Origin of the sequence: Herbaspirillum sp. (assembly GCF_035644555.1) — a bacterium.
GTDB lineage: Bacteria > Pseudomonadota > Gammaproteobacteria > Burkholderiales > Burkholderiaceae_D > Herbaspirillum.
The window spans coordinates 16391-42396 of the sequence record NZ_DASQOH010000038.1; the positions used below are offsets into that span (position 1 = coordinate 16391).

Consider the following 26006-nt stretch of genomic DNA (forward strand, 5'->3'; position numbering starts at 1 on the left):
GGCCTTCCGGCCGTATGGATTTAGATGTAAGAACTTACAAATTCTTACGAAAAAGATAGTCTGCGCTGCGATTTCGGAAAAAAATAGCTATAATGATGGGCTGGAAAGTTTTCGTTGTCCGGAGAAGTTTCGGCAGTAAAAAGAAGCAAGAACCGAAGCCCGACCGCAAGGTCCCAACCTGCGGCGAAAGCCTCCCAGTAGAGCGATAATTACCGGTAATTATTCATCGCACAATTTTTAAATATTGAAGGAATATTCATGAAAAAGACTCTGTTGATCGCTTCGTTGTTGGCTGTTGCACTGGCTGCTTGCGGCAAGAAGGAAGAAGCTCCGGCACCTGCTGCCGCTCCCGCCGCTGAAGCTCCGGCCGCTGCTGCTCCCGCCGCTGACGCAAAGCCGGCTGACGCCGCTCCTGCTGCTGCTCCCGCTGCTGACGCTTCGGCCGCTGCTCCTGCTGCTGACGCAAAGCCTGCCGACGCTGCTCCGGCCGCTGATGCCAAGCCGGCTGAAGCCGCTCCGGCCAAGTAATCTTCGGATTATTGCCAAGAGAACCGGTCGCAAGGCCGGTTTTTTTTCGTCCCTGCTGCGCATATCCGCTCCATCCCCTCCCCCTGTTCGCGCTCGCTCTCCCGCCGGCTTTCCCGCACAACATGCTTGCAGGTCCGCAGAAGGCCATAGGCGCGCTACAAGCGATGTTCGACGCCCCATCCTCCCCTTCGTACTGACAAAGCCCTGACAGCCACACAGACGTCCCTGGCGATATCGACCGGGTACGGCGTGGTCATGGGCGGGACACCCAGCCGCAGCGTAAGCTTAGGAAAGAACATCAAGGAAGTGCAGGGAACGGTTTGCGCGGCATCGCCGGCAGGACTGACAGGAAGCTGACCAACTCGCGTTTCAGACGTCCAGCCAGCCGAAACCTTCTGCCTGGCAGGCGATGCCGATTCCGCCGAAGGTGGTACCCAGCACGCTCTCGATGGCGGCGCGCGCCAGCTCAGGCGTATTGTTCTGCTGGCTGAGATGGGCGCCGATCACGCGCTTGAGCCGACTCTTGTCGAGCAGACGCAGGATGTCGGCACTGGCGTCGTTGGCCAGATGGCCATAATCGCCGCCGATGCGACGTTTGAGAAAAGCGGGGTAAGGCGAGCGGTCCAGCATTTCGCGGTCGTGATTGCACTCCAGCAGCAGGGAGTCGCAGGCGCCCAGCGCTTGCACCAGATGAGCGGTCGGCTGGCCGGCATCGGTCAGCACGCCCAGGCGCCGGTCGCCGTCACCGGCCACATACTGGATGGGCTCGCGGGCGTCGTGGGGAACGGTATAGGGAGACAATTCGAGATCGCCGATGGCGATCTTCTGTCCATCGGCACAGAAGCGCACATCGACATCGCCGGCCTGCTCGGCCACCGCCTGCCAGGTGCCATAACTGAGCCAGACGGGAATGCGGTAACGCCGGGCGAACTTGAAGACCCCGCTGACGTGATCCGAGTGCTCGTGGGTGACGACGATGGCCGAAACGTCGGAAGGATCCAGCCCCAGGCGCAGGATGCGCCTTTCGGCTTCGCGCAAGGTAAAGCCGCAGTCCAGCATGACCGTCGTCCCTGCGGAGGGACGCTGGTCGCCGGCTGCGGCCGAGATCAGCAGCGCATTGCCTTCGCTGCCGCTACCGAGGCTCGCGAACTTCATCTGAGCCCCGGGTCCTGATTACTTCAGCTGGTCGTTGAGCAGGCCGAGGATCTTGTCCGAGATACCCGAGGTATCCGGTCCACCTTCGCCGTTCTGCACGGTGATGTTGCTGCTGTCCGAACCGGCGCCCTTGACCACGATGCGGTACTTGCTGGCCTTCTTGTCCTTGTCCTTGGAGCTGAAGATACGCGAGAAGAAGCCCTCGTCCTTCTTGTCCTTGGCATCCTGGTTCTGGTCGACGTAACGGACATAGTAGATGCCCTGGCTGCGGTCGCGGTCTTCCACGGTGAAGCCGACGCGGTCCAGCGCCAGACCGACGCGGCGCCATGCGCGGTCGAAGCCTTCATCGACTTGCAGGCTGGTACCGGCCACGCCCTTCTGCAGACGCGAACGCGCCTGCAGCGACGGCGCATTGGCGACGGCCGCCTTGGCCTTGGTCTCTTCGGCGCCCAGGCGCACCATCAGGCGCGACAGGAATTCGGCTTCCAGGCCCGGGTCGGACGGACGCGCGGTCCACACCGAGGTTTCCTTGGCCGAACCGGTCAGCACTTCCTCGGCGCCGCGATGGCTGATGAAGATCTCGGTGGTGCCGTTGGGGCCACGCTCCAGGCGGGTACGGAACTTGTCACGCTCACCGGTCGAATAGAGCGAATCGAACACCTTGCCCAGCGTGTTGCGGATGAAGTCCTGCGGAATCTTGGCGCGATTCTCGGCCCAGTCGGTTTCCATGATGCCGGTGTCAGGCGATTCGACGTTGATCAGGAAACCGTTGTCCTGCCAGAAGTCCTTGATCTGCGACCACAGCTGTTCCGGAGTCTGCTTGACCACCAGCCAGCGCTGGGAACCGTCACGCTCGATGCGGATATCGTCGCCCTTGGTGGTCGGCGCCACCGAGGTGACCTCGGTGGTCGGCTTGTTCTGCTGCTCCAGCTGGTAGCCGGAAGCGGTGGCCACGCCCTTGTTGGCCTCGGGGATGGAATAACGGTTGTCGCGCTGCAGCTGGGTCAGGTCGGGCGGCACTTCCAGACGCGGGCCGCGGGCCTTTTCCGCACTCTTGTAATCGATACGGTCCCCTTCGAGCATGTTGCCGATGGAGGAACATCCTGCCAGTCCGGCCAGCGCCAGTGCGACGACGATACTGCGTTGGGTAAGTGTGTACGCGGAGCGGGATACCGGACGAACGTTCTTGCTATTAGTCATATCGTTACTATTGAAAGCGGAATCGGATTTCAGGAGACCTGCGCCAAAGCGGCCAAGCCGATTATTTTAATACACCGGACTCGCGCAGGGCCGCGCGCACGGTGTCGTGATACGCCGCCCCCAGCGGCGCCAGCGGCAGACGCATGCCGGACGGGATCAGGCCCATCTCCTGCATGGCCCACTTCAGCGGCACCGGATTGGGTTCCACGAAGAGCTTGTTGTGCAGCGGCAGCAGCTTGTTGTTCAGTTCCACGGCGCGGGGGATGTTGCCGCTCATGGCAGCCACGCACAGTTCGTGCATGTCGCGCGGGGCGACGTTGGCGGTGACCGAGATGTTGCCGGCGCCGCCGTACAGCATCAGCGCGATGGCGGTGGCGTCGTCACCGGAGTAGACCGCGAAGTCCTTGGGGGCCAGGCGGATCAGGTCGGTGCCGCGGGCGATGTTGCCGGTGGCATCCTTCACGCCGACGATGCCCTTGACCTGCGCCAGGCGCAGGATGGTCTCGTTGCTCATGTCGGCGACCGTACGGCCGGGCACGTTGTACAGGATGACCGGCAGATCCACCGCCTCGGCGATGGTCTTGAAGTGCAGGTACATGCCTTCCTGGGTCGGACGGTTGTAGTACGGTACCACCTGCAGCGAGGCATCGGCACCGACCTTCTTGGCGAAGGCGGTCAGTTCGATCGCTTCGGCGGTGGAATTGCCGCCGGTGCCGGCGATGATGGGGATGCGTTTGGCCGTGTGCTCGACCGCGACCTTGATCAGTTCGCAGTGCTCTTCCATCGAGACGGTGGGCGATTCGCCGGTGGTGCCGACGATGACGATGCTGTCAGTTCCCTCGGCGATATGCCAGTCGATCAGCTTGCGCAGGCCATCGTAGTCGAGGCTGCCGTCCGGATGCATGGGAGTGACGATTGCAACAATGCTACCCTTGATCATGGTGTGCGTGCTTTAGGTAATGGTCAAAATAAAGGCCTGATTGTAGCGGATAGAGGCCTCAACTGGTCAATTTTGCCGGCGCTTCAGATGAAGGCCGGCGTAAAAATACGGGAAGAACACCGGTTTTCGCCCTCACCGGTAGGACTTGCCGGTGCTCAATAGCCCAGCCCCATCGCTTCGCGCACGTCGCGCATGGTGTCCTGGGCCAGTTTGCGGGCCTTTTCGCAGCCATCGGCAACGATGGCGCGCACCAGCGAGGGGTCGTCCAGATAAGGCTGCGCGCGCTCCAGCATCGGTTGCTGCTCCTGCAGGATGGCATCGATCACCGGTTGCTTGCATTCCAGGCAACCAATGCCGGCCGACCGGCAACCCTTGGCCGCCCAATCCTTCACTTCCGCCGGGGAATAGACCTGGTGAAATTGCCATACCGGGCATTTGTCCGGATCGCCGGGATCGCTGCGGCGTACCCGCTGCGGGTCGGTGGGCATGGTCTTGACCTTCTTGGTGACCGAATCCTTGTCTTCGCGCAGGGCGATGGCGTTGCCATAGCTCTTGGACATCTTGGCCCCGTCCAGCCCCGGCAGGCGCGAAGCCTCGGTCAGCATGGCCTGCGGCTCGGTCAGGATCAGTTTGCGGCTGCCTTCCAGATAGCCGAACAGCCGTTCACGATCGATCATCGACAGGTTCTGCGCATCGTCCAGCATGGCCTTGGCCTGTTCCAGCGCTTCATCGTCGCCCTTCTCCTGGAATTGGGTACGCAGCTCCAGGTACAGCTTGGCGCGCTTGCTCCCCAGCTTCTTGGTGGCGGCCAGCGCCTTTTCCTCGAACCCCTTTTCCTTGCCGTACAGGTGGTTAAACCGGCGCGCGATCTCGCGCATGATCTCGATGTGCGGCACCTGGTCCTCGCCCACCGGCACCTGGCTGGCGCGGTAGATCAGCACGTCGGCCGCCTGCAGCAGCGGATAGCCGAGGAAACCATAGGTCGCCAGGTCGCGGTCGGCCAGCTTCTCCTGCTGGTCCTTGTAGGTGGGCACGCGCTCCAGCCAGCCCAGCGGGGTGGCCATGGACAGCAGCAGGTGCAGCTCCGCATGTTCCGGCACGCGCGACTGGATGAACAGCGTCGCCTGGGCCGGATCGACACCGGCAGCCAGCCAGTCGATGACCATCTCCCAGGTGCTGGTCTCGATCACCGAGGGATCGTCGTAGTGGGTGGTCAGTGCATGCCAGTCGGCCACGAAGAACAGGCAGGGCAATTCGGATTGCAGCTTGACCCAGTTCTTCAGGGCGCCATGATAGTGGCCCAGGTGCAGCGCGCCGGTGGGGCGCATGCCGGAGACGACGCGATCAGGATACATGGCAGTAGGCTAGGGGGTAAGGATGGGAAATCATACGGATCATCACGTTGGCCGCTTCAGTCAGTGGAACAGCAAGGTGATCGGATAGGTAATGAGCTGCAGCACCAGACCGGCGCCGTACATCACCGGTGCCATCCACCAGGTGTAGATCACCTTGAGCAGCACCAACGCCATGACGATGAAGAAGCCATAGGGCTCGATCTGGGCGAACTTATAGGCGTATTTGTTGGGCAACAGGCTGGTCAGGATGCGCCCCCCGTCCAGCGGCGGGATCGGGAACAGGTTGAAGGCGAACATCACGAGGTTGGTCAACACGCCGGCCTTGGCCATGAGGGTGAAGAATTCTTCTTGCACGCCCCCCAGCGCCAGGGCGTAGATGGCAATCATCCACAGCAATGCCATGAGGAAATTGGCCGCCGGACCGGCCAGCGAGACCCAGGCCATGTCGCGCTTGGGCTTGCGCAGGTGGCCGAAGTTGATCGGCACCGGCTTGGCATAGCCGAACAGGAAGGCACCGCTGGTGGCGAAGTACAGCAGGATGGGAATGAGGATGGTGCCGAAGGGATCGATGTGCTTGAGCGGGTTCAGGCTCATGCGCCCCATGGAATAAGCGGTATTGTCGCCGAAGAACTTAGCCGCATAGGCGTGCGCCGCCTCGTGCAGGGTGATGGCGAAGAGCACGGGCAGCGCGTAGACCGCGACAGTCTGGATGAGATCGTTCATGGGCGGGGATTTTATCAGAGGGGCAACACGGCGCTTGGGAATTCAAGCCCGGCGGGCTGTTGATGCGAAAAAATCGATCACTCAGGCGGCCTGCAAGCCGAAGATACCAGCATCGCCCCTGCCCTGGCGCACCAGCACCGGCTGTTCATCGTCGGTGAGGTCGATGACGGTGGTCGGCTCCAGGCTGCAGGCGCCACTGTCGATGACCAGGTCGATCTGCTTTTCCAGATGGCTGCGGATATCGTCGGCACTGGTCAGCGGCAGGTCTTCGTCCGGCAAGATCAGGGTGGTGCCCAGCAGCGGCTGGCCCAGTTCTTCCAGCAGCATGTGGGCGATGCGGTTTTCCGGCACGCGCAGGCCGATGGTCTTGCGCGAGGGATGCGACAGGCGGCGCGGCACTTCCTTGGTGGCTTCCAGGATGAAGGTATAGGCACCCGGCGTGGCGGCCTTGAGCAGGCGGTACTGGCGATTGTCGACCTTGGCGTACTGGGCGATCTCGGAGAGGTCGCGGCACAGCAGGGTCAGGTGGTGCTTGTCGTCCACGCCGCGGATGCGGCGCACGCGCTCCACCGCATCCTTGTTGTCGAGCTGGCAGACCAGCGCATAGCAGGAGTCGGTCGGCAGGGCCACCAGGCCGCCCTTGTGGATGATCTGCGCGGCTTGCTTGATCAGGCGCAGTTGCGGGTTGTCGGGGTGAATCTCGAAAAACTGGCTCATGATGCGGTTTCCGTTTCCATTTCCAATACCAAATCGATTTCAATTCGTAAAAAGCACAACGGCGGTGTCGCCACCGCCGTTGTCGCTGCCCGCCGGGCTTAACGCTGGCCGCGCAGGGCGGCGATACGCTGTTCCAGCGGCGGGTGGGTCGAGAACAGTTCCATGAAGCCGGGCTTGTCGCTGATACCCAGGGCCGCCATGTTCTGCGGCAGGCCTTCCGGCGAGAAACCGCCCAGCCGCGCCAGCGCATTGATCATCGGCTGCGGCGTACCCAACAGTCGGGCCGCACCGGCGTCGGCACGGAACTCGCGGTGGCGCGAGAACCAGGCCACGATCATCGAAGCACCGATGCCAAAGACAATCTGGCAGACCAGCACCGTCACGGTATAGCCGATGCCCGGACCGGATTCGTCGTTATTGCGGCGCAGGGCCGAATCGACGAAGTAACCCACTACCCGCGACAGGAACACCACGAAGGTATTCACCACGCCCTGGATCAGCGTCATGGTGACCATGTCGCCATTGGCGATGTGCGCCACCTCGTGGCCCAGCACGGCTTCCACCTCGTCCTGCGTCATGCCCTGCAGCAGGCCGGTGGACACCGCCACCAGGGCCGAGTCCCTGAACGCGCCGGTAGCGAAGGCATTGGGCTCGCCATCATAGACCGCCACTTCCGGCATGCCGATGCCGGCGCGCTGGGCCAGCTTGCCGACGGTCTGCAGCAGCCAGGCCTCGGTGCCGTTCATGGGCGTCTCGATCACCCTGGCGCCGGTGGACCACTTGGCCATGCTCTTGCTCATCAGCAAGGAAATGATGGAGCCCGTGAAGCCGACCACCAGCGAGAACACCAGCAGCATCGGCAGGTTCAGGCCGGACCGGGTCAGGAAGCGGTCCACGCCCAACAGCGACAAGATGACGCTCATCACGACCAGCACGGCGATATTGGTCGCAATAAACAACAAGATGCGTTTCATGGGGAAAACTCCTATCGGGAAAGTGGTTATTAGATAGGAGTCCGGCCCGGTAAATCAAGGGCAAGCTCGGCCATGGGCGCAGTTTTCGCCGGCCTGCAGCCCCGACTTACAGTCCCCAGTCGTGCCACACCGGCTTGACGCCCGTCGGCAAGGCCGGCAGACCGCCCAGGTCCACACGCGACTCGCCGGGGCCATGGAAGTCCGAGCCCATCGACGCCAGGAAGCCGTAGCTGCGCGCCACCTGGGCGTATTCCTGATACTGCTCCGGTGTGTGGCTGCCGGTATTGACCTCGATGGCGGCCCCGCCGAACTGCTTGAATTCATCGAACAGCGCGCCAAACTGGGTCTGGCTGTACTTGTAGCGGCCCGGATGGGCGATCACTGCCACCCCGCCGGCCCCGCGGATCCAGCGCACCGCCTCTTCCAGCGTGGCCCAGCGGTGCGGCACGTAGCCCGGCTTGCCTTCGGTGAGGTAGTTGGCGAACACTTCCTTGGTATCGCCACACTGGCCGCACTCGACCAGATAACGGGCGAAGTGGGTGCGCGAGATCAGGTCCGGATTGCCCACATGCTTGAGCGCGCCTTCATAGGCGCCGCATATGCCGTGCCGGCCCAGCGCCTCGGCGATCTCGCGCGCGCGGCGCTCGCGACCGTTGCGGGTGGCCGCCAGTCCTTCGACCAGCGCACGGTTGGTCTCGTCAATGCGCAAACCCACGATATGCACCGTATGCCCGGCCCAGGTGACCGAAATTTCCACCCCGCCCACGTGCAGCATGTCCAGCGCCTGCGCCGCCGCACGCGCGCGCGCCACGCCACCGACTTCGTCGTGATCGGTCAGCGCCCACACGCCCACGCCATTGGCCTTGGCACGCGCGGCCACCTCCTCCGGCGGCAACAGGCCATCGGAGACGTTGGAATGGCAATGCAGGTCGAACTTGAGCTCTGACATAGGAATGCGCGATGACTCGGGCCGGTCGCTTGTGGCTGCCGCCGATCAGGGAATGCGGGGTGATTGGAATGTCTCCATTCTACGCCCTTCCTCCCTGCCCCGCTCAGGCCGGCTGCGCCAGGAAGGTCTCGATCAGCTGCGCCAGCCGCTCGGGCTGGTCGTGGTGCAGCATGTGGCCGGCGTGATCAATCATCTCGACCTGGGTGCGGGCGATGCAGGCAATGCGACGATCGATCTCTTCACGCTTGATCGCGGCCGGACCGAAGAAGCGGCCGATGTCGCTGTCGGTCGCTTCGATCCACAGCACCGGCGCGGTGATGCGGCTCCAGCAGGCCATCATCTCGTCCACCCGATACAGGATGGGGCTGACCTGCTTGTGCGCCGGATCACCCAGGATCTGCCACAGTCCGCTGCCATCCTGCTGCGCCCAGTGTTGTGCCAGGAAAGCGGCACGCTCGTCGGACAGGCGCGCATTGTTCTTCTGCAGGCGCGTGGCCACTTCTTCCAGCGTGTCATAGCCGCGCAGCAGGGGCGGGTTCTTGATCTCGTCCAGCCATTGCACGAAGCGGCCCGGCGCCTGTTCCGGCTTGGCCGCAGGCAGGCCCAGCCCTTCCAGGTTGATCAGGCGGCCGATGCGCTCCGGGCGCAGGCCCGCATAGAGCATGACCACGTTGCCCCCCATGCTGTGACCCAGCAGGTTGATGGTCTCGTCGGGGGCGTAGTGGTCAATGATGGCTTCCAGGTCGGCCAGGTAGTCCGGAAACCAATAGGAATCTGCCGGGCTGCGCTGGCTCAGGCCGAAGCCGCGCCAGTCGGGCGCGATCACCTGCCACTGGCCCTGCAGTGCGTCGACCATGAACTGGAACGAGGCCGACATATCCATCCAGCCGTGGCACATGAAGATCTTGGGCGCCTGTGGGTCGCCCCAGTGACGGATGTGATAGCGCAGGCCGCGTACGGTAAGGAATTCGGAGCGTGAAGCTTGCTTGGCGATGGTCGGATGCATGTCGTTTTCTTTGTTATCGGTGCTGCGAGGCGGGGCTACGAAAGATCAAGCAGCAAAGTATAGACAAAAGTGAACGATCGTGCGTGAAGCCCCTGGCAATGGAGGCTTCAGGGCAGGAAGCGCCCCAGATCGAAGGTGGAACGATGGCCGATCTCGGCAAAGTTCTGCTCCAGCCATTCGGAGCCGCGCTCCCGTCCCTGCTGGAACAGGCTGCCGATGAAACTGGCCTGGGTATTGAGCTTGGAGAGATTGGTCAATTGCTCCATCAGTTCGTTGGCATCGATCATGTGGATATTGAGCTGGCGCAGGCGCCGCTCCAGCGCACCGAAGGCCAGGGTGGAATTCTCCGCCTCGCGCTTGGCCAGGGCCAGCCCGCTCAGCTCGGTGAAGAAGGCCGAGCTGAAACTGATTTCCGAGAGTCGCTGGCCGATGTCATGACTGCTGGTCGGCGTACCGGCGCGGCGGCTGGGGTGCAGCAGCACCACCATCACATCGCGCGCGGCGCAGGCGTGCAGCAAGGGGAAGATCGGGGGATTGGCGGTGAGTCCGCCATCCCAGTAGGCCTCGCCATCGATCTCGATGGGCCGGTGCAGCGAAGGCAGGCAGGCCGAGGCCAGCAGCACGTCCACCGACAGGTCGGGATTGCGGAATATCTTGAGGGTGCCGGTGCTGACCTGGGTGGCGGCGATAAAGAGCTTCAACTCGCGCTGCCGGCGCAGCCGTTCGAAATCCACCTGCTCCAGCAGGATGTCGCGCAGCGGGTTGATGTCCAGCGGATTGAGCTGGGTGGGAGAGAAGAAGCGGGTCATCGCCAGCAGCGCCTGCATGCCCGGCATGGGCGCCGGATTGGCGACCACCGGAGCGCCCTCGGCATTGAGGTAATCCAGCGGCGCGCCGGTGGACAGCGCCGTCCAGAAACGCTCCAGCGCCGCCCGCGCGCCGTCGCGGCCATCCTGGACAAAGCCCTGCGCCAGCACCGCCGCATTCATGGCGCCGGCAGAAGCGCCGCTGATGCCTTCCAGTCCCAGCCGGCCATCTTCCAACAGGCGGTCCAGCACGCCCCAGGTGAAGGCGCCGTGCGAGCCGCCGCCCTGCAGGGCCAGACTGACGATCTTGTTCGACATGATGTCCTTTTCTTCGGTCACATCCCGGGGCCGGTCACGCCCGCGTCACGACTTTCACTTATGCTGCACTGCACTATCATGGTATAACAGGAACATGGCTGGCGAACAGTGGCTGCCGACAGGCAACATGTTGACGGGCCCAAAAGACAGCTCGGCCATTGTAACGAAGTAAAGACGTCACGACGGACACTGCAGAGGACACATGAAATCGATTTGCGTATATTGCGGCTCTTCCCCTGGTGCATCGCCCGCCTACGCCGAGGCGGCGCGCAAACTGGCGCAGGAAATGGTGAGGAACAACATCGCCCTGGTCTATGGCGGCGGCAATGTCGGCCTGATGGGCATCATCGCCAGCGAAGTCATGAAACTCGGGGGCGAGGCCACCGGCGTCATCCCCAAGGCCTTGCTGGACAAGGAACTGGGCCACGACGGCCTGACCCGCCTGCACATCGTCAAGGACATGCACGAACGCAAGGCCATGATGGCAGAGCTTTCCGACGGCTTCGTGGCCATGCCCGGCGGCATGGGCACGCTGGAAGAACTGTTCGAGGTGCTGACCTGGGCCCAGCTGGGCTTCCACTACAAGCCGATCTGCCTGTACAACGTGGAAGGCTTCTACAACAACCTGATCGCCTTCGTCGACCATCTGGTGTCGCAACGTTTCGTCAGTCCCGACCAGTCCGGGCTGATGATGCATGAAGCCGATCCGGCCACGCTGATCGAGCGCTTCCAGAACTTCAAGCCGACCTACAAGACCAAGTGGGCCGATCGCGAGGCGGTGGCTAACCTGGTGCCTTAAGCTCGCACTGCGCCGAAGCGGGAACGCTTGCAGATTTCATTTGCGTTTCTTCATATCGTTTCAGCAAGCAAAACGCCCGTCCCTCCTGCGAGGCGACGGGCGTTCTCATTTCTTCACTTTTGGCCCAAACCCGGGCTTAGCCAGGCTTTCAGGCCTCCAGCGCCTGACGGAAGTCGGCCACCAGATCCTCGGTATCTTCCAGGCCCACCGAGACGCGGATGAGCGACTCGGCAATGCCCATGCTGGCGCGGCGCTCGGCGCCCATCTCATAGAAGATGGTGTGGGCCACCGGGATCACCAGGGTGCGGGTGTCGCCCAGGTTGCTGGCAGCCACCGCCAGATGCATGCGGTTGAGATAATCGAAACAGTCGATGCCGTCCTTCAGTTCGAAGGACATCAGGCTGCCGAAGGAGCGGAACAACTCCTTGGACAAGGCATGTTGCGGATGGGACTCCAGCCCCGGGTAATAGACGGCTGCGACGCGCTCATCGGCTTCCAGCATCTGCGCCACGGCCAGGGCGTTCTTGCATTCGCGCTCCTGGCGCAGGGCCATGGTCTCGGCGCCGACGGCGATGTGATGCGCCGCCTCCGGGCCCAGCGTGGCGCCGAAGTCGCGCAGCGCCTTGGCACGGATCTGTGCCATGCCCCATTGCGGCGCCGGGTTCTTCTTGTAGTTCTCGGCGATGTGCGGATAGCGGGTCCAGTCGTATTCGCCGGTATCGGTCAGGGCACCACCGAGCGCATTGCCGTGGCCACCGATGGACTTGGTCAGTGAATTGACCACCAGCCCGGCGCCGACCGTCTTGGGACGGAACAGGTAGGGCGAGGTCATGGTGTTGTCCACCACGTAGAGAATGCCGCGCTGGCGGCACAGTTCGCCGATGCGCTTCAAGTCCGCCACCTGGGTACGCGGATTGGCGATGGTCTCGACGAACACCAGGCGGGTATTGGGCGTGATGGCCGCTTCTACGTTCTTCACATCGGTGGCATCCACCATGGACACCTTGGCGCCCTGCGCACCGACTGTCATCCACAGGCTATTGGTATTGCCGAACAGGAAAGCCGAGGACACCACATGGTCGCCCTCGCGCAGCAGCCCCTGGACAATGGCGCCGATGGCGGCCATGCCGGTGGCGAAGCAGATGGTGGATTTGCCGTCTTCCATCTTGGTGATCTTCTCTTCCAGCGCCGACACCGTCGGGTTGCCCTGGCGACCGTAGCGATAGCCCGGCTGCTTGCCCTGGAAGACTTCGGCCAGCTGGCGCGCGTCTTTATAGCCGAAGGTCACGGAAGTGTGGATGGGCTTGTGCAGCGAGCCGTGCTCGATGCCCTTCTGGCGGTCGCTGTGGAGGATGGTGGTGGTAAAGCCGTAGGTCTTTTTATCGTTCATCGCGGGATTCGGAAATGCAGGGTGGGCAGGATGGCAGGGTGGGCGGAAGCGGCAAGCACGGGCCAAAGGCAAAATGATAAGCCAGTTTCCCACCGGCTGCGCACGAAAGAAAAACGCCGGCGCCGCAGAAGCGGCCACCGGCGTGCTGTTCCAGCCTCTGGTCAGGCGCGGATCAATCCACGCGGGCCAGGTTCAGGTTCAGCTGCGAACGCACCGCATCTTCCAGTGCCGGCTTGGGATTCTTGCGGGCATATTCGATGCGGTCCAGGTATTCCTGGGTGATGTCGCCGGTAATGTAGTGACCGTCGAAGCAGGATGCCTCGAAGTCCTTGAGGGCCGGGTTGGCGTCGGAGATGGCGCGCTTCATCGCTTCCACGTCCTGGTAGACCAGGGCATCGGCGGTGATCTCGCGGCACACTTCCTCTTCGCTGCGGCCGAAGGCGATCAGCTCGTCGCGGGTCGGCATGTCGATACCGTAGACGTTGGGGAACTTCACCGGCGGCGCGGCCGACGCGAAGATCACGTTTTTGGCGCCGGATTCGCGCGCCATCTGCACGATCTCGCGGCTGGTGGTGCCACGCACGATGGAGTCATCCACCAGCAGCACGTTCTTGCCCTTGAATTCGCTGCCGATGGCATTGAGCTTCTGGCGCACCGACTTCTTGCGCAGGGCCTGGCCCGGCATGATGAAGGTACGGCCGATGTAGCGGTTCTTGATGAAGCCTTCGCGGTACTCGATACCCAGCTTCAGCGCCAGTTCCATGGCGGCCGGACGCGAGGAGTCGGGGATCGGCATGACCACGTCGATCTCGCCGTGCTTGAACTGCTTGCGGATCTTCTCGGCCAGGAATTCACCCATCTTCAGGCGGGTAGCGTAGACCGAGGCGCCGTCGATGATCGAGTCGGGACGGGCCAGGTAGACGTATTCGAAGGCGCAGGGGTTCAGCGTCGGGTTCTCGGCGCATTGCTGGTTGTACAGCTTGCCGTCGTTGTCGATGAAGATCGCTTCACCCGGGTTGACGTCGCGCAGGAAACGGAAGCCCATGCCTTCCAGGGCCACCGATTCGCTGGCCATCATGTATTCGATGCCCTTGTCGCTTTCGTTGAAGCCCAGGCACATCGGACGGATGCCGTACGGATCGCGGAAGCCCAAGAGGCCATAGCCGGCGATCTGCGCCACCACGGCGTAGGAGCCGCGCACGCGCTTGTGCACCATGGCCACGGCCTTGAAGAGCGCCGCCGGGTCCAGCGAGTAGCCGGTGGTGGCTTGCTGGATTTCGTGGGCCAGCACGTTCAGGAGCACTTCGGTATCGGAATCGGTATTGATGTGGCGGCGATCGTTCTTGAACATCTCGATCTTCAACTGTTCCGCATTGGTCAGGTTGCCGTTGTGCGCCAGGATGATGCCGAAGGGGGCGTTGACATAGAACGGTTGCGCCTCTTCTTCCGAGGAAGAGCTGCCAGCGGTCGGGTAACGCACCTGGCCGATGCCGGTGTTGCCGGGCAGCGAGCGCATGTTGCGGGTACGGAACACGTCGCGCACCAGGCCATTGGCCTTGTGCATCGAGAAACCGTTGGTGTGGTTGGTTGCGATCCCCGCCGCATCCTGACCGCGGTGCTGCAGCAGCAGCAGCGCGTCATACAGCATCTGGTTGACGGGACTATGAGAGACGATACCGACGATGCCACACATGGTGGACTCCTAACGAAAAACGAAAACGAAAATGAACCACGACTGCTACCCACGACCAGACGTCCCCGCCAGGGGCCGGCATCAGACGGGGGTGGAAAAACTCACATGCTCGGCCAGTTTTCCCGGCAGGTAGGGCAGCACCGCCACGGCGGCCTGTTCGACCCAGGGACTGAACATGGCCTCTTTCCAGAACGCCTGCTGCGGAATCGAGGTCGTGCCGCACAGCAATGCCACTGCCACTACCAGCAGGACGCCACGCGCCACGCCGAAAATACTGCCCAGTGTCCGGTCCAGCAAGGTCAGGCCGGTGGCCTTGACCAGCTCGCTCACGGTCTTGGCCACCAGGGCCATCAACAGCCGCGTGGCGATGAACAGAACGATGAAGGCCACGATCAGCCGCGTCAATTCGCCCGGCACCACGTCCGGCAACATCGTCGAGAGCGCCTCGCCGTACAGGTTGGCCACCACCAGCGCCACGATCCAGCCGGCCAGCGACAATACCTCGCGCACCAGTCCGCGCAGGGTGCCGATGATCACGGAACACGCCAGGATCAGGAGCACCAGGTAGTCAAATATCGTCACGATGACAACAATATGCGGCTATCTGCAGCCAATTTCAAGCAGGAACAATCGTGGCATTCAGGCCCAGCTTCTTGATTCGGGCTCCCATGCGCTCCGCTTCATCGCGGCTGCCGAAGGGACCGACGCGGATGCGCGTACGTTCGCCGGCCTGGGTCGCGATCTTTTGCGTATAGGAGTGAATGCCTGCCGCACTGAGCTTGTTGCGCAATTCACTGACCTTGTCCTGAGTCGCCAGCGCGGCGACCTGGATGACGAACTTGCCGCCGCCGGCGGCCGGTTTCTTCTCGGCCGGGGCTGCCGCAGCGCCGGTCTTGCCCTCCAGGATGGCCAACGCGCGGGCCGAATCGTCATGGGCCGAAGGCGCGGCAGCGGGGGCCGGGGTCTTGGGCTTGGCGGCTTCCTTGCGCGGCTCTTCCTTGTGCTCGGCGACGACAGGCTTCTTTTCCTCGACCTTGGCCACGGGCTTGTCGGCCGGCTTTTCCAGCGCCGGCTTCTCAACCGACTTTTCAACCGACTTTTCAACCGGCTTCTCCACCACCTTGGGCGCCACTGCAGCCACCGGCGGCGCAGCCGGCTGGGTGGGTGCCGTGCCCGGCTCGGGAGCGATGCTGGCCGGCTCGACGATCTCTTCCTTCTGGTCCAGCGAAGCCTGCTTGGCATCGCCCGCCGGGGCCGGCGCCACACCGGAGCCAGCCTGATCCTTGGATGGGATCTGGATGGCGATATCGTCGTTGAGCGGCTTGGGCTCGGAATCGAGGATCATCGGCAACACGATCACCACTGCCAGCGCCAGCGCGACGGCGCCGATCAGGCGGCGCCGGGCGCGTTTCTTTTCCGGCAACAGGGGATCGGCGGCGGCCTCCTTGCCGGCCTTGGCCCGCCCGCCTGCTGTCCGGCCGGAGGTATTGGCGGCACTGCGGCTGCCGCGGCTGCGAATGACGGACGATTGCTCGTCGGAACGCGAACGGAAAGTGCCCTGATCGGAAGCAGAGTCCTGCTTGTTTTTACGGAAAAACGAGAACAAGCCCATGCGGAGTCGTCTTGAATTGATCTGAATATCTAGGAAAACCTGCCTGACCCGGCGGGTCGTGGCGCCGTCGGGCGGGGCGGCCGGCTCCGGAAATCGGGTTCGGAATCAGTGCAGACCGGGGCGGCGGGCCTGCATCACGCCGGCCACGGTCAGGAAGGACCCGAAAACCACAATTCTATCATTCTCCCCTGCTCTGCTTAATGCATTTGCATAGGCGTCGGCCGGCGAAGTGAAGGTTTCGATGCTGCGCGCCGCGTCCCGCCTGAATTCCGGCGCCACGCCGGCCCCCAGCAGGGCGTCCTTGAGCTGTTGCGCAGTGGCCGCGCGCGGCAGCGGCAGGTCGGTCACGCACCAGTGGTCGATCTTGTCCTTCAGATGACCGATGACGCCTTCGATGTCCTTGTCCAGCATGGAGCCGAACACCGCATAGGTGTAGGGATGGAAGCCCATGTTGTCCAGGTTCTGCGCCAGCGTGGCGGCCGCATGCGGGTTGTGGGCCACGTCCAGGATCACCAGCGGCTGGCCCGGCAGGACCTGGAAGCGTCCCGGCAACTCCACCGTGGCCAGCCCGGTGCGCACTTCCTGCGCACCCACGGGCAAGACTTCGCGCAAGGCTTCCAGTGCGGCCAGGGCGGCCGAGGCGTTGAGCAACTGGTTAGCGCCGCGCAGGCTGGGATAGGCCAGCGAATTGCGGCGCATGCCGCGTCCGCCGTAGGCCCACTGCTGCTTGTCGCCCTGATAGTTGAAGTCGCGCCCCATGAGCCACAGGTCGGCGCCGATCTTCTCGGCATGCGCGATCAGGGACTTGGGCGGCAGCGGGTCGCCACACACGGCGACCTTGCCGGGACGGAAGATGCCGGCCTTCTCGAAGCCGATTTCTTCGCGGGTCTCGCCCAGGTATTCGGTATGGTCGATGTCGATGCTGGTGACGATGGAGACATCGGCATCGATCACGTTGACCGCATCCAGGCGGCCACCCAGGCCCACTTCCAGGATCACCACATCCTGTTTCGCATCGGCCAGCAGCTTCATGATGGCCAGGGTGGTGAATTCGAAATAGGTCAGGGAAATGTCACCGCGCTGCGCCTCCACCGCCTCGAAGGCCGCGATCAGTTGCGCATCGCTGGCCATGTCGCCGCTGATGCGGGCGCGTTCGTTGAAGTGCAGGAAATGCGGCTTCATGTACAGGCCCACGCGATAGCCCGCGCGCAGCAGGATCGATTCCAGCATGGCACAGGTGGAGCCCTTGCCGTTGGTACCGGCCACCATGATGACCGGGCAGTCGAACTGGATGTCCAGCTTCTGCTTGACCTGCATGACCCGCTCCAGGCCCATGTCGATCTGCTTGAAGTGGCGTTGTTCCAGCAGGGCCAGCCATTCGCTCAAGGTGGCGGGGGTGGCAGGGCTCGGGGAAGCTTGGGAAGTCATGGCGCGTCTCGGTCGGTGAAGCTACAGCACAAAAACGAAATACGGATTACTGGACAGCTGTTCCGAATGAGGATGACACAAGTGTCCGTTCGTCCTGAGTAGCGGCATCGCCGCGTATCGAAGGCGCTCCGTCCTAGTCCTTCGGCAAGCGCGGGAGCGCCTTCGATACGGCCCTGACCGGGCCTGCTCAGGCCGAACGGTAGTCAGACATTCGAAACATGCATGAAAAAACAAGGCCCGGATTTGCACTTCTGCAAATCCGGGCCTGAAGTATATCCGCTTATCAGGAAACCGTTTCGGCGGCCTGGTTTTGCAGCAGGGCCAGCAGACGGGCGATTTCCTCGCGCATCTTGCGGCGGTCGACGATCATGTCGATGGCGCCCTTGGTGACCAGGAATTCGGCACGCTGGAAGCCTTCCGGCAGTTTCTCACGCACCGTGTTCTCGATCACGCGCGGGCCGGCAAAGCCGATCAGGGCCTTGGGTTCGGCCATCACCACGTCGCCCATGAAGGCGAAGGAAGCCGAGACACCGCCCATGGTGGGGTCGGTCAGCACGCTGATGAAGGGCAGCTTCTTTTCCGACAGCTTGGTCAGCATGGAGGTGGTCTTGGCCATCTGCATCAGCGACAGCAGGCCTTCCTGCATGCGGGCGCCGCCGGTGGCGGTGATGCAGATGAAGGGAACCTTCTGTTCCAGTGCCGCCTGGGCACCGCGGGCGAAGCGCTCACCCACCACCGAGCCCATGGAACCGCCCATGAATTCGAATTCGAAGCAGGCCACCACGACCGGCAGGGTCATGATGGCGCCGCCCATGACCACCATGGCATCGGTTTCGCCGGTGGATTCCATGGCGTCCTTGAGACGGTCGGGGTACTTCTTGCTGTCCTTGAACTTCAGGGTGTCGACCGGCAGGGCTTCCTGGCCGATCTCATAGCGGCCGCCTTCGTCGAGCAGGGCATCGAGACGAGCGCGGGCGCGGATGCGCATGTGGTGGCTGCATTTGGGGCAGACGTGGAGATTGGACTCCAGGTCGGTACGGTACAGCACGGCCTCGCAGGAGGGGCATTTGACCCACAAACCTTCCGGGATGGCCTTGCGGCTGGTGGAGCCGCGTTGAATCTGGGGTGGCAGTAACTTCTCGAGCCAGCTCATAGATACCTCATAGATTTTTCCGGTGGCGCGCATTGTACCAGAGCCGACCGGGGCGGGACGTAAAGCACGGTCATGCTTTCCATCCGGCAAGAAATGAAGGACCGGCCGCTTGCGCCCTATCAAAAGACAAAGCCTCCGGGCGCAGTTCAGTGCACCCGGAGGCCTTCTGTCCGATTACGCCTGCCGGCCAGGCTCAGGCATCGAGCGCCTGGCGAATGCCCGTGACGAAGGTCTGCACCGCCTCGCAGGCATTCTCTTGCGGGGTATTTTCGAGCTCGGCGATGATGCGGCTGCCGATCACGACCGCGTCGGCCACGCTGCCCACGGTGCGGGCGGTGGCGCCGTCACGGATGCCGAAGCCCACCGCGATGGGCAGCTTGACGTGCTGGCGGATGGCGGCGATGCGCTCGGCCACTTCGGCGGTGTCGATATGGCCGGCACCGGTCACGCCCTTCAGAGAGACGTAATAGCAGAAGCCGCTGCTCACGGCCGCCACCTGGCGGATGCGCTCTTCCGACGAGGTCGGGGCCAGCAGGAAGATCGGGTCCATGCCATTGGCCTGCATCTTCTGGGCGAATTCTTCACATTCCTCGGGCGGATAGTCCACCACGATGGTGCCGTCCACACCCGCCTCGCTGGCGGCGGCGATGAAGGCATCCACGCCGAAGCGTTCGATGGGGTTGGCATAGCCCATCAATACGATGGGGGTATGGGTATTGGTCTTGCGGAATTCGCGCACATAGCCCAGCACATCATGGGTGCTGATACCGAACTTCAGGGCCCGCTCGCAGGCGCGCTGGATCACCGGGCCTTCGGCCATGGGGTCGGAGAACGGCACACCCAGTTCGAGGATGTCGACGCCGCCGGCCACCAGCGCGTGCAGCAGCGGCACGGTCAGCTCCGGGGCCGGGTCGCCGGCGGTGATGAAGGTGATCAGGGCCTTGCGCTTCTGCTCGGCCAGTTGGGAAAAGGTAGTCTGGATTCTGGACATGATGGTGAAGTATTTTGTCGAACCAGCCGGCCACCCGTCGGGCAGCCGGCACGCGTCAGGCAGGGTCGGCGATCAGCCCTGGCGCTGTTGCACGGTATGCATGTCCTTGTCCCCACGGCCGGACAGGTTGACCAGCACGATCTGATCCTTGGGCAGGGTCGCCGCCAGCTTGGCCGCATGGGCCAGGGCATGGCTGGACTCCAGCGCCGGGATGATGCCTTCGATGCGGCAACAGGTGTTGAAGGCCTGCAGTGCCTCTTCGTCAGTGATGCAGGCATAGCTGGCGCGACCGCTGTCCTTGAGCCATGCGTGTTCCGGCCCCACGCCCGGATAATCCAGGCCGGCCGAGACCGAGTGGGTCTCGATGATCTGGCCGTTGGCATCCTGCAGCAGGTAGGTCCGGTTGCCGTGCAGTACACCGGGCGAGCCCAGGGTCAGCGAGGCCGAATGGCGACCGGTATCAAGCCCGTCGCCGGCGGCTTCCACGCCGACCAGCTTCACATCGGCATAGTCGATGTAGGGATAGAAGATACCCATGGCATTGGAGCCGCCACCGACGGCCGCCACCACGTAGTCCGGCTGGCGCGAGGCGATCTCGGGCATCTGCTGGATGCACTCGTTGCCGATCACCGACTGGAAGTCGCGCACCATCATCGGGTAGGGGTGCGGGCCGGCCACGGTGCCGATGATGTAGAAGGTGGTCTCGACATTGGTGACCCAGTCGCGCATGGCTTCGTTGAGGGCATCCTTCAGGGTCTTGGAGCCGGATTCCACCGGCACCACCTTGGCGCCCAGCAGGTTCATGCGATACACGTTCTGCAGCTGGCGCTTCACGTCTTCTGCGCCCATGTAGACGATGCATTCCATGCCGAAACGCGCACAGATGGTGGCCGTGGCCACGCCGTGCTGGCCGGCACCGGTCTCGGCGATGATGCGCTTCTTGCCCATGCGCTTGGCCAGCAATGCCTGGCCGATCACGTTGTTGATCTTGTGGGCGCCGGTGTGGTTGAGGTCTTCACGCTTGAAGTAGATCTGTGCACCGCCGGCTTGCTCGGACCAGCGCTTGGCGTGGTACACGGGGCTGGGACGGCCGACAAAATGCTTCAGTTCGGTGTGGAATTCGGCGAGGAATTGTTCATCGTGCTGGTAACGGGCATAGGCCTCGCGCAGCTCGTTCAGGGCCAGGGTCAGGGTTTCGGAGACGAAGCTGCCGCCGTAGGGGCCGAAGTGGCCGCGCGCGTCGGGCAGGTTGTAGTGGGCCGTCTGATGCAAGGCGGCGGCGGGAATGGCTTGACGCTCGGCGAAACCGCCGAGGGGATTCAATTCTTTCATGGTGTTCCTCTGAAACTCTTTGGGGGGTGTGCTACGCGGGGGTAGCGTCCGCCAGACGCACGGCCTGGATGAAGGCCTCGATCCTGGCGGCATCCTTGATGCCCTTGGCGGCTTCGACACCACTGCTGATATCGACCGCGTAGGGACGAACGCGGGTCACCGCCTCAGTGACGTTGTGTACGCTCAAGCCACCACTCAAAACGGCCCGAGGCGCGAGTTCTTTTGGAATGAGAGACCAATCGAAAACCTTTCCACTGCCGCCATACTCCTCGACCAGGGTGTCGAGCAGCAGTCCGGTGAAAAACGGACTGGCGGAGCGATATGCCTGTTCATATTCTAACAAATCCGAGGGCTGCGTCGAACTTCCTATCCTGGCCGCGCGCATGAAGGGTCTGACAACGGCGCGGGCGATCGCGGCGCAGTGCTCGGGCGTTTCGTCGCCGTGGAACTGCAATATCGTCAGGGGCGCCTCGGCCAGCACCTGTTGCACCTCTTCCAGGGTCGGGTTGACGAACAGGCCGACGATGCTCACCAGCGGCGGCACCGCCCGCGCCAGCTCGCCGGCGCGTTGCGGCGTGACGTAGCGCGGGCTTTTTGGATAGAACACCAGGCCCAGCGCATCGGCGCCAGCGGCCACGGTGGCGCGGACATCCTCTTCGCGGGTCAGCCCACAGATCTTGATACGGGTACGCAAGCTCATCGATATTGCCTTTTTGCAAGAATTTCAGGGGTGCGCGCAGCGGCCCAACGCGCTACAGCCAGGGCCAGGAGCGATTCTCCTGCGGCAGCGCCCAGGCATCCGGATAGTCTACCCGCGCCAGGTAGAGGCCGTCCGGCATGAAGGTCGGGGCGGCCCGGCTGCGGTCGCGCAGGGCCAGCACCTGCCCTATCCACTCCGGCCCCTGCTTGCCGCTGCCGACCACGATCAGCGAGCCGACGATGTTGCGCACCATGTGATGCAGGAAGGCATTGGCCTTGAGCGTGAAGACGATCATGTCGCCATGGCGACGCACGGCGATGCTTTCCATCTTGCGCACCGGCGACTTGGCCTGGCACTCCACGGCCCGGAAGCTGGTGAAATCGTGCTCGCCAATCAGATGCTGGGCCGCGCGGTGCATGCGGTCCGCGTCCAGCGGCCGGAAGGTCCAGCCGGCCTTGCCGGCCAGCAGCGGCGAACGGACCGCATGGTTGTAGAGCACGTAGTGATAGGTGCGGGCGATGGCCGAAAAGCGCGCATGGAAGCCGAATTGCGCCAGCTGCGCCGCCCCTTCGCGCTCGGCGCCATGCAACGCGGCGACCTCGCCTATGCCGGCACCGGCGCTGGCGTTGGCAATGGCCGCGTCATCCACATAAGGCAGCTCGCAGGCCCAGCGCACCGCAATCGTCGGCGGCAGGAAGGCGTTGGTGCCGCGTACCCAGGAAAAGCTGTCGCGGGCGATGGCGGTGTCGAAATGGACTACCTGCTCCAGCGCATGCACGCCGGAGTCGGTGCGGCCGGCACAGGTGGTGGCGATGGGCTGGGTGCTGAAGCGCAGCAGGGCCGCTTCCAGCTGATCCTGCACGGTCTGGCGGTGCGGCTGGGTCTGCCAGCCCTGCCAGCAGGCGCCGTCGTATTGCACGCCCAGTACCACCCGGCTCAGGCCGTCGGCTTGGGGGGGAATGTCTGTCATGGTGATCACTGCAGGCCGCCCTTGCGCTGCTTGCCAGGCTCAGGCGGCACGATGAAAACAAACGGGCAGCTCATGCGAGCTGCCCGCGAGATGAAGCTATTGTAATCGCTGCGGCCGCGGGCTTCAGCCCAGGGCGGCCATCATTTGCTTGGCACGTGCAATCTGGGTATCGTTGCCGCCGCGCATGACTTCTTCCAGCAATTCGCGAGCACCTTCCTTGTCGCCGATTTCCTCATAGGCGGCGGCCAGGTCGAGCTTGGTGGTCATCTCGGCCTCGAAGGCGGATTCTTCATCTTCTTCCAGCAGGTTGGTGGAGGCTGGCGCTGCTGCGTCCTGCTCCGGCAGGCTCAGGTCCAGATCGGCCAGATCCGTAGCGGGAGCGGGAGCAGGTGAAGCGGGCGTCTCATCCAGGCTGTCCAGCAGGGCCGATGCCGAGGTGGCGCCGCTCGATGCCGGCAGGATGGGCTCGTCGGCATCGGGCTTGGCGCCGTTTTCCAGGTCCAGGTCGAAATCGATGTCCTTGCCCAGGTCCATGGCCGCGCCTGCCGGCGGGGCCGGCGTGGCTTGCAGCTCGGCGCCCTTGAAGTCGCTGAGGTCGAACTCCATGCCCTGCTCTTCCTCGCTGCCGAGGATCGGTTCCTCTTCGGCCGGGACACCACCGTACAGCGGATTGGTGGGATCGACTTCCAGGCCCAGGGCTGCGGCCTTGACCCAGGTTTCGTTGAGACCGCCGCTGAGCTGATGCAGGTCGAGCGCGACCTTGTTGAAGTTCGCCACATCGCCGCGCTTGGCATAGATTTCCAGCAGCTTGGCGTGCAGCGCCTGGCGCTCGGGCGTTGTCTGCAGGGCCAGCTTGAGAATGTCCTCGGCCTGCTCGTCACGGCCATAGGCGATGTACATGTCGGCTTCGGAGATCGGATCGACCGGCTCTTCCGGAACCACGGCGGCCACCGGAGCGGCCTCCTCGACCACGGGCTCGACGACCGCTGCGGTCGCCGGAACCTCGGGTTCTGCTTCAGGCTCCGCCGCAGCCACCGCTGCCGCAGCCGCTGCTGCAGGTGCAGGAGAAGCAGGCTCGGGTTCGACGGCAGGTTCGACGGCGCCTTCCTCGGACTTCTTCTTGCGACGACGCATGGCCAGCACACCACCACCGGCGGCCAGCAGCGCGACCAGCACGCCAGCACCGGCCAGGATGGCGGGGTTTTCCTTGACCTTGTCGATGAAGCTGCCGCCGTTCTTGTCCGCCGGCTTGGCGCTGGCCGCCGGCGGTGTGGTCGAGGACGCGACGGCCGGTGCCGGTGCAGCCGGCGCCTCGGCGGGCTTGTCCTCGGTCTTGGGCGCAGCGGCATCGGCGGCGGCAGTCGTCGCCGGGGCTGCGGCTGGCTTGGCGGCTTCACCATCCTTCTGCTGCGCGCTCAATTCGGCGATGGTCTTGTTCTTCAGCTCCAGCAGCTTCTGGAGATTGTCGACGTTCTTTTCCAGATCCTTGACGCGGTCATTGGCTTCAGCCAGAGCGCGCTCGCTGGCGGCCTTGTCTTCGGCGGCAGCGCCGGCGCTGCCGGTCTTGCCATTGCCCTTGTTGGCGCGGGACAGCTCCAGGCGATCACGCGCCGATTGGGTGCCGGAACGTTCTTCCACCCGCGTGGTGATCTTGCCGCCGCCACTCTGGCGGCTGGCGCCCGGCTTGCCCGCCGGCGCGTTGGCGACCTGGCCGGCCAGCTTGTTGCGGTAGGCGTTGAAGTCCTGCGCCTGCGCCACGACCATGCCGCGTGCCTCATCGCGATCGACGGCGGCGGCGGTGGGCTGATCGGGAATGCTGAGGATCCTGCCGGCTCGCAGGCGGTTGATGTTGTTGCCCTGGAAGGCGTCGGGATTGGCGCGATACAGGGCGATGAGCATCTGGTCCAGCGAGACATTGGCCGGCTGGTTGCGGGCGGCAATCGCGCCCAGGGTATCGCCCGGCTTGACGCGATAGTCGGCGCCCTTGCCGGCGGGGGAACCGGCAGCAGCAGCCGGAGCGGCCGGCGTAATGCTGCCGGAGGCACTCTGGGCCGGCGGCTGGGCGGCGGCCACCGCATCGGGACTGGCCGACGCCGGGGTGTTCTCGGGAGCCGCCTGCTGGCGGCGGATCAGTTCTTCGGCCAGCGCCGACGGTGCGGCGCGCTGGACGATGGTGGGCGCCGGCTCTTCACCGCTGACGGGAATGGGCGCCGTGTTGGACGCGGCCGTGGCAGCGGGTGTGGCGGTCGACGGTGCAGCCGGGGTCGGGGTCGGCGCCGAGGTCGGTTCGGCGTCGGCCGAGGGGGTCGGGGTCGTAGTTGCAGCTGGAGCCGCCGCTGCAGCTGCGGGTGCTCCCGCCGCCGGAGCAGTCGCTGCAGGAGCCGCCGCAGCGGCGCTCTCGCTGCGCGCGGCCGCGGCGGCGGTGCCTGGCGTGAGCGGCGCCACCTGGGCATTGCGCGGGGCCTTGCTGTCAGGCGGATCGAGCAGGAACGTATATTCGCGCAGCAGGCGCGAGTCGCCCGCGCTCAGCTCCATGAGCAGATCGACGAAGGGATCGCTGACCGGCTGGGATGAACTGATACGGATGAAATGACGGCCCTGGCGCTGCTCCACCACGAACGAGAGCGAGCCCAGCACCGGGTTGTACTCCATGTTGGCGCGGCGGAAGGCTTCGGCCGGTGCCAGCCGGGCCGACAGCTTGCCGGCTTCTTCGGGACTTACGGCGGTGACCTCGATCTCGGCCCGCAGGGGCTGGCCCAGGGCCGACAGCACGGTGAGCTTGCCCAGCCCGGCCGCCTGCGCGCCCAGCGGCAGGGCCAGGGCCAGCGCAATGGCGGCGCTCAGGGTCTTCATCTGGGACAGGGGAAGCTTCTTGTTAGTATTCAGAGGCATGTTTTATATGGCTTAGAGAAACGTTCCGCTTGAAACCCGTCACGCTCGCGTTCGATCCGGTGGAAGCCGTGAGTGGGGCATGTGCCGCGCGGCCCTGTCGTGCCGGCTCGCGCTGCTCCTGTCCCTGCTGCCCTTGCTGTTGTGGAAACATCGTTTTGCAGCTCAGGGAACGGAAATGCAGATCCATTTCATCAAATCCAGCAGGCGCTTATCACGCGCGCCGCCATGTTGGTTTTCATGAAATGAATGGGCTTTTTCAAATTATCATCAAGAACTTACACCCGCAAGTGTACTTAAGTTCTCAAGATGAGAAAAAACCGCCAGCCTCTCCTTGCGGAAAAGCTGGCGGGCTATTGTTGCAGACTGACAACGGGA

General features: G+C 63.8%; 23 protein-coding genes. 2 read left to right on the top strand and 21 right to left on the bottom strand.

Translation table 11 applies throughout. From position 1 onward, the window contains the following. Positions 1–258 precede the first annotated feature (258 nt). Positions 259–528: a hypothetical protein gene (locus tag VE092_RS09535; RefSeq protein WP_324876091.1), complete on the top strand. Its 270-nt coding sequence runs from the start codon at positions 259–261 to the stop codon at positions 526–528. A 369-nt stretch (positions 529–897) separates the two neighbouring features. On the opposite strand, the gene VE092_RS09540 is transcribed toward VE092_RS09535, so the two are convergent. From VE092_RS09540 to VE092_RS09585, 10 genes are all read right to left on the bottom strand, one after another. After that, positions 898–1683, bottom strand: a complete 786-nt coding sequence (locus VE092_RS09540; protein ID WP_324876093.1) for an MBL fold metallo-hydrolase — start codon at positions 1681–1683, stop codon at positions 898–900. Between the two features lie 18 nt (positions 1684–1701). Continuing rightward, positions 1702–2883 carry an outer membrane protein assembly factor BamC gene (gene bamC / locus VE092_RS09545; RefSeq protein WP_324876095.1) on the bottom strand — a complete coding sequence of 394 codons (1182 nt, stop codon included), beginning with the start codon at positions 2881–2883 and terminating at the stop codon, positions 1702–1704. 61 nt (positions 2884–2944) lie between these two features. After that, positions 2945–3823 carry a 4-hydroxy-tetrahydrodipicolinate synthase gene (gene dapA, locus VE092_RS09550; RefSeq protein WP_324876097.1) on the bottom strand — a complete coding sequence of 293 codons (879 nt, stop codon included), beginning with the start codon at positions 3821–3823 and terminating at the stop codon, positions 2945–2947. Positions 3824–3978: 155 nt separating this feature from the next. Then, a complete protein-coding gene (locus tag VE092_RS09555) occupies positions 3979–5178 on the bottom strand; it encodes a tryptophan--tRNA ligase (protein WP_324876099.1) in 1200 nt (399 codons plus the stop codon). A gap of 60 nt (positions 5179–5238) precedes the next feature. Further along, positions 5239–5901 carry a site-2 protease family protein gene (locus VE092_RS09560; protein ID WP_006462702.1) on the bottom strand — a complete coding sequence of 221 codons (663 nt, stop codon included), beginning with the start codon at positions 5899–5901 and terminating at the stop codon, positions 5239–5241. Positions 5902–5982: 81 nt separating this feature from the next. Beyond that, the gene (locus VE092_RS09565; RefSeq protein WP_077236344.1) at positions 5983–6618 is read right to left on the bottom strand and encodes an L-threonylcarbamoyladenylate synthase; all 636 of its coding nucleotides are present in this window, start codon (positions 6616–6618) and stop codon (positions 5983–5985) included. Positions 6619–6716: 98 nt separating this feature from the next. Further along, positions 6717–7592 (bottom strand): protease HtpX, encoded by an 876-nt coding sequence (gene htpX, locus VE092_RS09570; protein ID WP_324876102.1) that lies wholly within the window; start codon positions 7590–7592, stop codon positions 6717–6719. 106 nt (positions 7593–7698) lie between these two features. Then, complete coding sequence (locus VE092_RS09575) at positions 7699–8541, bottom strand: 3',5'-nucleoside bisphosphate phosphatase (protein WP_324876104.1); 843 nt, start codon at positions 8539–8541, stop codon at positions 7699–7701. A 103-nt stretch (positions 8542–8644) separates the two neighbouring features. Then, positions 8645–9547, bottom strand: a complete 903-nt coding sequence (locus VE092_RS09580; protein ID WP_324876106.1) for an alpha/beta hydrolase — start codon at positions 9545–9547, stop codon at positions 8645–8647. A 107-nt stretch (positions 9548–9654) separates the two neighbouring features. Then, a complete protein-coding gene (locus VE092_RS09585) occupies positions 9655–10671 on the bottom strand; it encodes a patatin-like phospholipase family protein (protein WP_324876108.1) in 1017 nt (338 codons plus the stop codon). 202 nt (positions 10672–10873) lie between these two features. On the opposite strand from VE092_RS09585, the gene VE092_RS09590 reads away from it, so the two are divergent. After that, complete coding sequence (locus tag VE092_RS09590) at positions 10874–11470, top strand: TIGR00730 family Rossman fold protein (protein WP_324876110.1); 597 nt, start codon at positions 10874–10876, stop codon at positions 11468–11470. A 148-nt stretch (positions 11471–11618) separates the two neighbouring features. On the opposite strand, the gene VE092_RS09595 is transcribed toward VE092_RS09590, so the two are convergent. The 11 genes from VE092_RS09595 to VE092_RS09645 all read right to left on the bottom strand — a co-directional run bounded on the left by VE092_RS09595 (position 11619) and on the right by VE092_RS09645 (position 25631). After that, positions 11619–12860 carry a cystathionine gamma-synthase family protein gene (locus VE092_RS09595; protein WP_324876112.1) on the bottom strand — a complete coding sequence of 414 codons (1242 nt, stop codon included), beginning with the start codon at positions 12858–12860 and terminating at the stop codon, positions 11619–11621. A gap of 172 nt (positions 12861–13032) precedes the next feature. Beyond that, positions 13033–14553: an amidophosphoribosyltransferase gene (gene purF / locus VE092_RS09600; protein WP_324876114.1), complete on the bottom strand. Its 1521-nt coding sequence runs from the start codon at positions 14551–14553 to the stop codon at positions 13033–13035. Between the two features lie 81 nt (positions 14554–14634). Next, a complete protein-coding gene (locus tag VE092_RS09605) occupies positions 14635–15135 on the bottom strand; it encodes a CvpA family protein (protein ID WP_324876116.1) in 501 nt (166 codons plus the stop codon). A 34-nt stretch (positions 15136–15169) separates the two neighbouring features. After that, positions 15170–16165, bottom strand: coding sequence for an SPOR domain-containing protein (locus tag VE092_RS09610; RefSeq protein ID WP_324876118.1), 996 nt, complete (start codon positions 16163–16165; stop codon positions 15170–15172). A gap of 105 nt (positions 16166–16270) precedes the next feature. After that, complete coding sequence (gene folC, locus VE092_RS09615; RefSeq protein ID WP_324876120.1) at positions 16271–17593, bottom strand: bifunctional tetrahydrofolate synthase/dihydrofolate synthase; 1323 nt, start codon at positions 17591–17593, stop codon at positions 16271–16273. A gap of 283 nt (positions 17594–17876) precedes the next feature. Beyond that, positions 17877–18746 (bottom strand): acetyl-CoA carboxylase, carboxyltransferase subunit beta, encoded by an 870-nt coding sequence (gene accD, locus VE092_RS09620; RefSeq protein ID WP_077236336.1) that lies wholly within the window; start codon positions 18744–18746, stop codon positions 17877–17879. Between the two features lie 193 nt (positions 18747–18939). Next, positions 18940–19737: a tryptophan synthase subunit alpha gene (gene trpA, locus VE092_RS09625; RefSeq protein WP_324876123.1), complete on the bottom strand. Its 798-nt coding sequence runs from the start codon at positions 19735–19737 to the stop codon at positions 18940–18942. 72 nt (positions 19738–19809) lie between these two features. Then, a complete protein-coding gene (trpB, locus tag VE092_RS09630; protein WP_324876125.1) occupies positions 19810–21069 on the bottom strand; it encodes a tryptophan synthase subunit beta in 1260 nt (419 codons plus the stop codon). Positions 21070–21100: 31 nt separating this feature from the next. Continuing rightward, positions 21101–21769 carry a phosphoribosylanthranilate isomerase gene (locus VE092_RS09635; protein ID WP_077236334.1) on the bottom strand — a complete coding sequence of 223 codons (669 nt, stop codon included), beginning with the start codon at positions 21767–21769 and terminating at the stop codon, positions 21101–21103. Between the two features lie 52 nt (positions 21770–21821). Then, positions 21822–22739 carry a tRNA pseudouridine synthase A gene (locus tag VE092_RS09640; protein ID WP_324876127.1) on the bottom strand — a complete coding sequence of 306 codons (918 nt, stop codon included), beginning with the start codon at positions 22737–22739 and terminating at the stop codon, positions 21822–21824. 123 nt (positions 22740–22862) lie between these two features. Then, positions 22863–25631 carry a FimV/HubP family polar landmark protein gene (locus VE092_RS09645; RefSeq protein ID WP_324876129.1) on the bottom strand — a complete coding sequence of 923 codons (2769 nt, stop codon included), beginning with the start codon at positions 25629–25631 and terminating at the stop codon, positions 22863–22865. Positions 25632–26006 lie beyond the last annotated feature (375 nt).